Consider the following 12,266-nt stretch of genomic DNA (forward strand, 5'->3'; position numbering starts at 1 on the left):
TCTGCGGAAGTCGCCCTCGGATATCTAGACGGCGATACACATGCTAAATCATAAGTTTTTGCTCGTTGTGTCAAAGAATGGGGCTGAGTCGCGTATTCTTTTGTAGAGGAATATGCGAGTGATGACACCAACACCTGAAACGAGCGAGAGTCTGCTGATTCGCGTCCGCGATCCTGAGGATCGTGCGGCTTGGGATCGGTTTGATGCGATCTATCGTCCAGTGGTCTATCGGGTTGCTCGGCGAGCGGGCTGGCAGCACTGCGACGCCGAAGATCTGACGCAGCGAGTGATGGTATCCGTTGCCAAAGCGGTGCCGGAGTGGCGAAAGGATCACAGCAAAGGTGGCTTCCGAAGTTGGTTGTACGCGATCGCTCGAAACGCATTGATTAGCACGTTGCGAAAGTCGGGACGTGAGCCAGCGGGCGGCGGCAGTGAGTTTTTGCTGCAATCGCAAACAATCGAAGGACCAGCAAGCGAACTTGAGCGTTTGATCGACCAGGAACATCATCGCAGCCTGCTGCGTCGAGCCGCCGAACTGGTTCGCGATGAATTCAAGGACACGTCTTGGCAAGCGTTCTGGCTGACCACGCTCGGCGAACTCTCGGTTCCCGAGGCAGCCGAAAAATTGCAGCTCTCGACCGGCGCGGTCTACGCGGCTCGCAGTCGGATTCTACGTCGACTGCAAGAAGTGGCTGGGCAATACGATCACGAAGAAATGGCGACGCAATTATGAATCGACAACAGCTTCAAACGCAATGCAACCCCGACGCATTGGAACAGTTTCTGCAAGGGACGCTTGGCGGCAGCGAAGCCGAAGTGCTGGAACTGCACTTGACGGAGTGCGAGTCGTGTGTCGAGCAAATCCAACTTGCCGCCCAACGCGTTTGTCATGGCAGGAAGCTCAAAACCTGCTGGCTGCTGACGAGTACGACAGCCCAGAACAGGTCGCTGCAATCACGTCGCTGCTATCAGGCGAACAGGATTCCATCACCAAGCAACAAACGGCCGACGTGCTCTCTCGCGAGATACGTGGCTGGCTCGATCCAACCGACGATCCGCAGTCGTTAGGTCGATTTGCGGGATACGAGATTGTCGGTATCGTCGGTCATGGTGGCATGGGGATTGTGCTAAAGGGTTTTGAGTCGTCGCTCAACCGTTATGTCGCCATCAAAGTGCTAGCGCCTCGTTTGGCAACGAACGGTAATGCACGCAAGCGATTCGCTCGCGAAGCCCAGGCCGCAGCGGCGGTTCGGCACGACAACGTGATCGCAATCCATCGGGTCGACGACTGGCACGGCTTGCCATTCTTGGTGATGCCCTACGTCGGCGGTATCTCATTGCAGAAACGAATCGACATCGAGGGCTCGTTGAACATCGAGCAGACGTTGCGGGTCGGTGTGCAAATCGCATCGGGACTCGCTGCCGCTCACGCTCAGGGGCTGGTTCACCGCGACATCAAACCTGCCAATATCTTGCTGGAGCAAGGCGTCGAACGTGTTACGATCACCGACTTCGGCTTGGCTCGCGCAGCCGACGATGCTTCAGTGACTCGCACGGGAGTGATCGCAGGCACGCCCCAGTACATGTCACCCGAACAAGCCGAAGCTCGGCAGATCGACGCCCGCAGCGATTTGTTCAGTCTCGGTAGCGTACTTTATGCGATGGCCACTGGCCGCCCACCTTTTCGCGGCGACCACAGCTTTGAAGTACTCAAACGCATCGTCAACGAGCCAACACGCCCCATACGAGAAATCGAAGCGTCAGTTCCCGAATGGTTCGAGCAACTGGTCGCTCGCCTGCACTGCAAATTCCCCAACGACCGTTTTGATTCCGCCGAACAAGTTGCCAATCTACTCGAAGACTGCCTAGCCCATGTTCAGCAACCAACCACAACGCCGCTCCCCGAAGCCGTGGCGAATCCCGTAGCGGAACTCGCCAAGAGTTTCGGCTCTCGCAGTACAAAACCCGCATCCGAAAGTCTTGGCGACTTCCGCTACCCACCAATCGGTAAACTCATCGTCGCCGCAGCGTTCGCCTTCTCGCTGATCTTTGCTGGCGTCCTAATCGTGCTGGAACTGAACAAAGGCACGCTAACGATCGAATCGGAAGTTGATGACATTCCCATTCGAGTCATGCGGGGTAAGGAAGTCGTGCAAGAACTGAAGGTCTCGCACGGAAGCGAGTCAACTCGAATTTCCGCTGGCGACTATGTTATCGAAATCGCCGGAAAGTTCTCTGGCGTTTCGGTTGAAGCCGGAGGGAAAGTCTCGTTGGAGCGAGGCGGTTCGGCAGTCGTTAACATCACTACCGAAGAATTGGCCCACGCCGAGAGGCCAATAGCGGAAGCTGCACAACGGTCCGAAAAAAACGCACGAGAGCAGGCCGAAATGGCCTTCAAAATGAGCGAAGCAGCCGCTAAGGCATTGGATGAAGCAAAAGACACTGAACGTTCAGAAGCGGAACCAGATGCGATTGCTGGCGAACAAGGAAAGAGCAATTCTGCAGCAGACATGGTGGCAGGTAGCATCGTCACTTCGCAGACTGAGGGCAAGGATGACACACCCTCGGTCGGCTCGCTGATCCTGCTCAAGCTGACCGGAGATGTCGCCAGGGAATATGCACGGGAAACCGGCCAACTCCGTCACGACGAGACGCCACCGGAAGGAATGGAAATTGAAACGACCGCTGAGGTCGCTCAGCGACTGAGCGATGGTCGACTGCGAATCGAACACTTGTCGCCGCCGCGAGTTGTGTTCACCGACAATTGGTACACGATGTTGCTGGCCACGGTCCAGCCGTCGGCAATCTCAAGGGAGACGACGCCTCGAGGAACGGTCGTCAGTGCGTCACCCGGTGCGGCGATCGAATCGATGACGAATGACGAGTCGCAGCCCTTTCGATTGACGCTTTCCGATCTTGATGATGTGGTGATGAAGCCACTGATTCAGCCGCTTCCAGCCAAAGAGGCTGCGTTGTCTGAATTGCAGTTCAAACGGACCGCTGCCGCGCTGAATCACTTGCTGCGGCTCAATGGCGACGGGACAACACACATCGAAAAAGTGGGAGGTCCTACCAATTTCATGGGTATCAAAGACGTGGAGGCAATTCGGTCTCACGGCAAAGACTACGTTGCGGTTGCCGCGCGTCGATTTCCTCCCGAGGTTGAACAACCGTTCGGTCAACATGGCGCCGGGATGATCTTTCTGTTCGACAAGAAGGGGATTCTGGAAGCGAAGTTTGGCGGCAATCTCGGTGCCGATGGAGTGAATTCTGAGGACGTTCAGTTGTTGTCGCTTGGCACCGAGGATCAGTGGTTTGTTGTCATCCATGTCTTCGAACCCCGCGGCCCGCTCGAGAAGACGCAGAGAATCCACTTGGTCGAAGACGGGTTTCCGCTGGCGTTTCAAATCCACGCGATCAAGTCGATGGCGTGGACCAGTGCGCCGTACGAAAACGATGACTTTGGCTACAAGCACTTTTTCAATCCCAACGGCATCCCGAATCGCGAATTCGGCAAAGGACACGACGGGAGGGAGTACCACTCGATTCTTGGTTGGGACGCAAAGGAGAGAATTTTCCGAGGACCGTCGCAGCTCATCTACAAGGACAAGCTCTTGTTTCACGTCAACTTCTCGGCATCGACAAGATTTCATGCGACCGATCGCCCTCGTGACGATCAAACTACCGAGGATCGCAATTGAGCATCCAACGCGGTTGTTCGCGATCCAATCACCTCGACAGGTGAAGCCAAGAAGCCGATTCAGGCATCGTATCCTGCCGTCGCGAAGAAAGGCGACTCGCCCTACTGTCTGGTTTAAAATCGAAAAGGTTCCAGGAATCGTTGATTCCGCCGGGGCAAGCCCGAAGCGGAGATCCAAGGAAGAATGAGCGAGGGGACGCGTTGATTCCGCGATGGTAGCTGCCAGTTGTTTGCGCCGCCGGGACAAGCCCAGACGGAAGCTTGTTCTGAATTTGGTTACAATGGCATCCGGAGAACGGATGGAATTCGGAAAGCCTTCTACGTCGCTGACTCGCAAATCGCTATGCCTAAGGAGACCCTTGATGTCCCGAATCAAACAAGTTCTCACCGCGAACTTCTGCGCGATCCTGTTGGCGTGCTTTTCACAAACGGCCTTTGCGATTGTCGTCCCCATTGCGTCGATCGACGGCCTGCACGCGAGTCTCTCGCCAGATATTCCCGAACCCGTTCGCAAGCAAATTGAAACGGCGCTGAAAAGCGAAAACTGTCGGTTCGTAAAGGGAAGTTGGACCAACGCAAGAATCAACTTGCGATTTGCAGGTGACACATCCGCAATCAACGAACTTCTGAACAAACTCGCGAAGTGCCCAGCAATTACTGTTCCTGTGTCTTTCAAGGCGATGAAAGGCGACTGGGACTGGATGGTCGTGAACGACACGCGGAGATCGGGTGAGAAATTCAATGTGATCATCAATCTGGATTACGCAGGACTTCAACTCGAAGATCTGGTCATTCCCGCATCAAAAATTTCCGGGGCCACGCCGACTTCCTATTCGCATTGGAACGGCGACTGGGAAGTAGCGGACGACCTGCACACCGCACTCGGATTCGCGGCAGACTCGCGAGCGTTGAGCTTCACATATCCCTCTTCATTTCGACTCAGTCTGGGAGTTCGGGCAACCAACGCCGCCGATTCAAACGATGGCAGTGCAGGAAGGCTTGAAGAGATGGGGCATGGGATCAGCAATTCCGGACGCTGGATCGCGGACGCCGAGGAGCTTGGATTCACGACCGATCGCTGTATCGTCTCCACTCACCTTGGCAACACGTTTCTTTGGTTCACCGACGTACCGTTTGTCGGCATTCACGGCGGTAAGGTGTCGTATGTGGAGGGAGTCGACAAGAACCACGATTTGCTGATCATCGACTACAACACGATGCCAAAACATCTCGACGGCGAGAAACGCACTGGTGAAACAATCGTGTACCGCCGCAAGAAGCAGTAACGGTGAAAAACCTTTACGAATCACCGCCGAATTTAGACGCCGCCTCGGTGCACATCCCTCGCTCGTTCCGAGTGGCAGCGATCTCTTTGGCGGTATTCGCAGTTCTAATCGGTGCCATCCATTTGGCACCGTTCCTGACAAGACCGATTGCGACATGGGGCTGGCAGAACTGGTGGTTCGGGTTTGCCCCAGCGGCCTATTTGTTGTTCGCTGCCTTGGTTGCCGTGCCCTGCGAGCGATGGCGACCGCGATTCGGAATGATCTTACTTCCGACTGTCCTTTCGCCGTTGCTGCTGGTAACAGGACTCATCTTGTTCGCAAGCTATCTCGATTTTTCCAACATCTTCGCCGGCAAGTATTCCTGGTCGCAAATTCTGCATTCGCTTCTGATTCTCTCGCTCTGTCCCGTCGTGTGGTATTACCTGTCCCTTGCCGCAGTGCGCTCGTTTCGGATGCTCTCAAGCTGAGCGGACAACTCTGTCTTGCGGTCACGCGCTAAGCGATCAGGAGGCGAATCGGGCACTTTGAGGTGACAAGGCCAGTAAACGACCGCCCCTGGCCCTCCATATTTGGAATTCGCAATGAGACGTCGCACATGAATTCCCGAAACATCTATCGGTGGGTGCAGACTTTGGTCCTTTCCGCCGCACATGAATCCGAGATCCGCTTGCATGACGACGCGTATAGATGATTACCGACCGTTGAAACTGCGATAGGCTTTATCGGCATTCTTCCTCAGCTGGCATTGACCTAGTACAGTTGTACCGAGTAAATTGCGTACAAATGTACTAGAGAAATCTGTCGGAGAGGTAAATGGCTGCTCGACCTGCGTTGTCAAAGGGTGAAATGGAGGTGGCTCGCGTGCTGTGGGAAATTGGGCCTGCGGGCGTTCGTGATGTGCATGAGTTGCTGGCATCCGTGCGCGACATTGAGCTTGCTACCGTGCAAACGTATCTGCGGCGATTGGAAGCCAAGGGATACGCGAGCAGTCAACTGAAAGGTCGAGCAAGAGTTTACTCGGCCAAGACGAAACCGCGGACCGTCATCCGCGAGACGGTGGATGAACTAGTCGATCGACTGTTTGGTGGGGATTCGATGCCGCTGGTCCGCCATTTGATCGAGGATCGCGGTATCGAGCGGGAGGACTTGGATGAGCTACGCCAATTGCTCGACCGCCTCGAAAACAGCGGAGGCAAATCATGAACGCATGGTTTTCGGTTTCCGCTCCGAACATCTGGGAGTTGCTGATTCAGCAGTGCATTCAGGTAACCGTCCTGATTCTTTGCGTGTTGCTATTGGCGCGCTTTTTTGCGAAAGATCGACCGCATCTGGCGCATGCGCTGTGGGGATTGGTGTTACTGAAATGTTTGACGCCACCAATGTTTGCGTTGCCGCTGAGTCCGTTCTGCTTGCTGCGGTCCTCAACTGAGTCCCGAAGCACGATATCGAACGTTTATGTAATGACGCGGGCTGGATCACTGAAAGAATCGGCGTTCGACCCTGGTGCAACGTTGGCTCAGTCGCCACGACAACCGAGCGATGTACCAGCCCCGCAGTCAACGAATCACTCTGCATTCGCGCCGTTCGATGCAGAGTGGATATCAAAGCGAGTACCCAGCGAGAGTTCAAGGCGAACACTTCTGCCTGGGGGAATTGTCCAGAGTAAGGCAACGTCGGAAACCAAGTGGCCTAGTTGGGCCGTTGGAGCGTGGGCAATCAGTGCAATCCTATGTTTACTGATCGCAGCAGCGAGATTGATGTGGTTTCTTCGCAAAGTTAGGAACTCACGTATCGAACCAGCCTCAACGACGCTGGAGACGCTTGATCAACTATTGGCTGAGTTACCGCAACGTCGCTGGTTCTTTCGCAGACGTGTGCGTTTGGTAGTGGTCGACAGTCTGATCGGCCCAGCCGTTGTGGGACTGTTGCGGCCCAGAATCCTGCTACCTCGCGTCCTTGAATCGCAATGCACTGAAAGCGAATTGCGAATCTTGCTCGCCCATGAACTGACACATATTCGGCGAGGAGATCTGTGGTGGGCGTTGTTACAAACGACAGCCTGTTGCCTGTGGTGGTTTCACCCGCTGGTGTATTGGGTGTCGCGACTTTTTGATCGCGTGACGGAGCAAAGTTGCGATGAGGAGACGGTTGCCAGCTTGCACTGCCAGCCGGCGGAGTATGCACGCAGCTTGCTGTCTGTTTTGGAACGAAAACACTTGCTGCATTCTGCACCGGCGTTGCCGGGCGTGCGGCCAGTGGAACTTACTGTGAAAAGGATGGAGCGAATTATGAAACTCACTAGTAATGCAAAAGCACAACGACCATGGTGGGTCGTCCCCGTGATGTTGATCGGAGCCGCATGTGTGCTACCCGGTGCGGCCCTTAGCATCGCAGGCGATCAAGCCCCGCCGTACCCACCGAAGGATTTGACCTGGCAGGTCCAGCAAGCGTCTGCCAACGAACCAGCCCCACGACCTGGGACGCCAATTCCAACGAGCACGCCGCAGTTTGTGAAAACATACGATGCGAAGCCAGCCATCGAGAAGATCAAGCAGGAAGACGCATGCACTGACGCTCAGGCGGACGCGATCCTTTCCAGTTCTCTGGCAAATGTTTCGAGGCACCTTCCTCATGTCGCCCCTACCGGGGTGATCGTTGACGGTGATCGAGTGATTGTTCGAGGCGACGATTCATCGCACAATCGCGTCAAGAGGGAACTCGAGCGAATTGAGAAGTATGGTTTCACGGATCAAGTGACCATGGATGCTAAGTTCGTTTCAATGGCCTCGGATAAATTCAGCAAGCTTCCATTGGATTGGGCTTTGATTCCGCAAGACACGGGGAGCACACCTGTGTTGATGGTGTTGTTGAGTCCCGCTGAACTGCGATCGCTCGTCGAGCAAGTCCAAGGCGATGCTCGATCTAATCTGCTTCACTCGCCGCGCGTCACGCTATTCAATGGCCAAGAAGGAAACATTGCAGACATGACACAGCGTCCGTTCGTCGTGGGATTACAGAATCCAGCGAACGAGTCACCAGAAGCCGAAATACGAATCGAGAAAAGCGGTGTTGAATTGACCCTGTGTCCCGAAATGGACGAACGATTCATTGATCTCAACGTCAGGTGTTACCGATCGGTGATTGAAAACGTCTCCACATTCTCGTTTCAATCCGGTGGAAAGACTTGCGGCGTCCAAGTGCCGAAAGTGGTCAGGCAGCAGTTCCTCACTAAAACTGATTTGCCCCATGGCCATAGTTTGGCGTACGCAATGCCAGACTTGAGCGACCCAGAGATTGTGTCGCTCGTGATTCTGACCGCGACTCCAGTGTCAATGATCGAGCAGCAAGCCAATACCGATGCTTCGGCATCCGCAATTTCGCCAGGTGTGAACAGCGATATCACCTTTTTCCAGGCACAACCCTATGCAACTGTCCCTGCCGTTGCGGAAGTAAATGCTGAAAGCGATGCGGAAGATGAACCCGTCCTGATCAAAGCTGACGGTCCCCGAATGTCAGACGAGGACACACTGAAGCTTACCAAGGCGATCCGTAAGTTCGGCTGGGCACCACATTTTGAAGGCACATTTGAATTTGAGATCAGCGATGAGAAAGTTCGGATCAAGGGAAAGAACATTGCGCTGTCAGAAGACAATGACGATCTGCTGATTGCGAGTCCTAGCGGAGAGATTGTTTTCAATTTGCCCCAAAAGACGATGCATTTCCAAGCCGATACCGTACTGGATTTCGCGTTTGACGATTCCGCGCTGAAAGTACAGGGCAAAGAACTATCGCTTAGCGAGGATGGCCTGCGGATCACGGGATCACCGTTGCGATTTGAGATGAAGGAACATGGCTTTCGGGGCGTGTCTGAGAGTCTTTCCTATGGCAACGATTTGCAGTTCACTGGTAACGTCAGGTTACAAACTGGCGACACCAAGCTTTCGGCGGACAAGGTTGAATTGTTTGACGGAGGCGAATCACACGTGCTGCATCTCCTCGGCAATGTTTCGTTCAATGGCACCATTCCAGCAAACGGCACCGTTGAACAATACTCGGTCAATACGAAAGCCGTCTCAATGAAGTACAACCTGAAAACCGGTGAGTTTGACATGCCTTGACCAGCAGGTTTCCGTAGAGTCCTCGTGATTCCTTGCGGTCGACGCTGACTTGGCTCTGCGTCTAGACTTCCTCCGCTTCCCAGCGTTTCATGAATCGACACAACCTGATCCCACGCCTGGGAATCGCGGCGATCGGACAGCCGGTGAGTCGAAAAAGGGGCCATAGCTCGAATATCGGAATGAGTCCGCGTACCTTTTCTTTCCGCGTACCTTTTCTTTCCGACGTTCTCTACGGAGACCTCCCAGTGGCGAAGGATGTCGCCGCAGCCGACGTGCCGGTGATCCCAGTCAGGGAATTGGCACCTGCACAGCACGGGCTTTTCGCTTGACTCAGGAAAACTGGCCTCTTTGCCTTGACGTGACGAATTCGTTCGCTAACATTGGGCTGAGTGGCGAATTCGTTCGTCATGAGATTCAGGTGGTTTCTTTGCACGCGGAGGGTTTTCTGGTTATGGCTCGACACGTTTCTTCACAGCCGACCGAGGTTGAGCTGCAGATCTTGCGTATCTTGTGGAACGATGGCCCGAGCATTGCTCGGCACGTTCATGATTCGCTGCAAGCGTTTAAGCAAACGACGTATTCAACAACCGTGAAAATGCTATCGGTGATGATGGATAAGGGATTGCTCAAGCGTGATGACGACGCGAAGCCGCAAGTTTATCGTGCTGCCGCGCCTCAACAGCGAACTCAAAAGCGGATGCTGGGTGACTTGATCGACAAAGTCTATGACGGATCAGCAGCAGCTTTGATGCTCCACGCGTTGTCGTCGAAAAAGGCAACGGCGGAAGAACTGCAAGAGATCCGCGAGATGCTGGACCAGTTGGAGGACAAGTCATGAACGAAGCAATTCTTTCAGAACTTGCTCAGCGAGTTGGCTGGACACTGGTTCATTCGGTTTGGCAGTTCGCCATCATTGCAGTGCTCCTGGGCGTTGTGTTGGGGTTTCTGCGAGGGCGTTCTCCGCATCTTCGGTACGGATTGATGCTGATCGCACTGTTAGCGATGGTAGCGGTTCCTACTACGACGTTGTTTGTCGTTGGAACGGGCGAGACTGTCTCGGGTGAGTTCGCTACCAACGATACCGTTGAATTTGGAGTAGATGCACGCCCCGTCGTAGCGGCAGGGCGCGAGCCCTCCGGTGTTACGCTAACATTCATACCGGACGGCATGCGTCGTTCCGCTGACGAATTCGATGAGTCTCCATCCAACATAGCGCTGCTTGCTGGCTTGATGATTTCTGTGCCAAATTTGGTTCGCCCGTGGATGAACGTCATCGTTGCCGTGTGGCTGTGTGGGATCGTAGTACTGTCGATCCGGCTGCTCGTTGGTTGGCGAGCGACTCGGAGGCTGCGGGTTTCGGGGCAATCACCGGTCACCGAACAACTCACGGCCATCACCTCACGCGTTGCGGAGAAACTTGGTGTTCACCGTTCCATCGAAGTCTGTCAGTCGTCAATGGTCGACGTGCCCACGGTGATCGGATGGCTCAAGCCACTCGTGCTTCTACCTGTCAGCGCAATCAGCGGCCTGTCGAGCGAACAACTCGAGGCCGTCATTGCTCACGAGTTAGCTCATGTTCGTCGTCACGATTATTTGGTCAATGTGTTTCAAGTGCTGATGGAAACCGTGTTCTTTTATCATCCTGCGGTGTGGTGGACTTCGCACTTGATGCGTGTCGAACGCGAGGCTTGCTGTGACGACATTGCCGTCCAGATGACTGGCGATGGAGTTCGCTACGCACGACTGCTGGTATGGCTGGAGGAGGCCCGCGGACCATCCACGCCGATGACGCTGTCAATGTCGGCCGACGGAGGATCGTTAAGCAATCGGATCGCTCGTATTGTCGGATCGCGTTCAAAGACAACCGGAATTGGCCCGCTCGCAATCGCGGCGATCTTGATCTTCGTCACTGGCATGGGCTGCTATCTTGTTGCGGATGTCGGTAAATCGACGGCTCAAGAAACAGCATCGCAGGATGCAGACGCGCTGCGAGACTGGATGACTCGTGCGGTGGAACTGGAAGAGTGGGGCCGGTTAAGTCAACTTGCGCGGGAAATGGCCGAAGCAGGTGAGTACCACGAAGCACTCGATTGGTTGTCCAAGGCTCCGCTTGGAAAATCACGCGATGGCAAACTCGATCCGAAGTTCTACTACAGGGTGGTGGCGGAGATCTGTGAGACCGCACTGGAGCACGACCGCCTCGACTTTGCCATGGGCGTGCTGGATCGTCTCAACGATCGAGAAAAACTACCGGAGGTTCTTCGAAATTTTCCGCCGAGACAGGGCGACGTTCGCATCGCAATTATGACTCATCACCTTTCCAAGGGGCAAATTGACCAGGCATTCGGCTTCCTTGAAGCCCAGCCCGAAGGAACTCGGCCGAGCATAGTAGACAAGGCGGTTGGGCGAGCGGCAGGAAATGGCCACGGTAACCACGTCGAAGCATTCTGGCTGCGATTGACGGACCCGAAGGTTCTGCGAATTTGCGAACACGAATTGGCATACAGCTACTATCGGCTTCATGAACCGGACAAGATCTGGCGATTTGCCGGCGAGATTGCGAAGGCTCGCCCGGAGGACGTCCTCGCTGAGGTAAGAGTCCGGGACATGGCGATGCACAAGTATGCGTTGATGTCCTGGCAAGAATTCGAGCAGCGGTTGCCTGGATACCGAACCAAGGTTGCACAGCTCGCCGATGACGACCGGACTCGATATGAGAAAAAGTTGGCGCTCGATGCGGCATACGGGAAACACTATGATTTGTCCGTCGAGCTTTCGACAGGCGTCCCGCTTCTGCTCGAGACAAACTCGATGTTCATGGACCTGGGCGGCACAGACCGGCATCCGGTTTTGTATTCCATCACAGAATTGCACAAGCAGAATCGGATCGAGCAAGCGTTAGCCATCGCCCGACTTGTCGAGGATGAAACCGTCAAACTGGCGTCGCTCTCTCGACTAGCGGACTTGGTCGGGTTTGGTGACGGACTTGCCGACCATCAGGGAATTTTCGAGCGAATTATCGCTCAACTGACAGGGTGTGGTCTCTTCAGGGCGCAGTTTGACGGTTGATTGAGGTGCGTCGGTTTCGCGGCATTGCGTAACCTCGGATTGGTGTTTCAGAACAAGGGCGTCCCGCGTCACACTGATGTTGCAAAACAAAAA

At 54.7% G+C, this 12,266-nt stretch carries 8 protein-coding genes and 2 pseudogenes; all 10 read left to right on the top strand.

Annotated features, from left to right (window positions below):
• Positions 1-121: 121 nt before the first annotated feature.
• The 10 genes and pseudogenes from Poly51_RS08480 to Poly51_RS08515 all read left to right on the top strand — a co-directional run bounded on the left by Poly51_RS08480 (position 122) and on the right by Poly51_RS08515 (position 12,173).
• Positions 122-733, top strand: a complete 612-nt coding sequence (locus tag Poly51_RS08480; protein WP_186775422.1) for an RNA polymerase sigma factor — start codon at positions 122-124, stop codon at positions 731-733.
• A pseudogene (locus Poly51_RS31755) lies at positions 730-813 on the top strand (hypothetical protein); the annotation flags it as partial. The gene Poly51_RS08480 and the pseudogene Poly51_RS31755, both read left to right, overlap by 4 nt.
• A gap of 35 nt (positions 814-848) precedes the next feature.
• Positions 849-3,701, top strand: a complete 2,853-nt coding sequence (locus Poly51_RS08485; protein WP_246114351.1) for a serine/threonine-protein kinase — start codon at positions 849-851, stop codon at positions 3,699-3,701.
• Between the two features lie 361 nt (positions 3,702-4,062).
• Complete coding sequence (locus Poly51_RS08490; RefSeq protein WP_146456278.1) at positions 4,063-4,986, top strand: hypothetical protein; 924 nt, start codon at positions 4,063-4,065, stop codon at positions 4,984-4,986.
• Between the two features lie 2 nt (positions 4,987-4,988).
• Complete coding sequence (locus Poly51_RS08495; protein ID WP_246114352.1) at positions 4,989-5,453, top strand: hypothetical protein; 465 nt, start codon at positions 4,989-4,991, stop codon at positions 5,451-5,453.
• Positions 5,454-5,799: 346 nt separating this feature from the next.
• Positions 5,800-6,189, top strand: a complete 390-nt coding sequence (locus Poly51_RS08500; RefSeq protein ID WP_146456280.1) for a BlaI/MecI/CopY family transcriptional regulator — start codon at positions 5,800-5,802, stop codon at positions 6,187-6,189.
• Positions 6,186-7,208 (top strand): annotated as a pseudogene (locus Poly51_RS31760) (M56 family metallopeptidase); the annotation flags it as partial. The gene Poly51_RS08500 and the pseudogene Poly51_RS31760, both read left to right, overlap by 4 nt.
• A 66-nt stretch (positions 7,209-7,274) precedes the next feature.
• Complete coding sequence (locus Poly51_RS31205) at positions 7,275-9,104, top strand: LptA/OstA family protein (protein ID WP_246114353.1); 1,830 nt, start codon at positions 7,275-7,277, stop codon at positions 9,102-9,104.
• Between the two features lie 451 nt (positions 9,105-9,555).
• Positions 9,556-9,942: a BlaI/MecI/CopY family transcriptional regulator gene (locus Poly51_RS08510; protein WP_146456284.1), complete on the top strand. Its 387-nt coding sequence runs from the start codon at positions 9,556-9,558 to the stop codon at positions 9,940-9,942.
• Entirely contained in the window at positions 9,939-12,173 is a 2,235-nt protein-coding gene (locus Poly51_RS08515) for a M56 family metallopeptidase (protein WP_146456286.1), read from the top strand. Before Poly51_RS08510 ends, Poly51_RS08515 begins: the two co-directional genes overlap by 4 nt.
• Positions 12,174-12,266: the final 93 nt, after the last annotated feature.

The sequence above is a fragment of the Rubripirellula tenax genome, assembly GCF_007860125.1.
GTDB classification, from domain to species: Bacteria; Planctomycetota; Planctomycetia; order Pirellulales; family Pirellulaceae; genus Rubripirellula; species Rubripirellula tenax.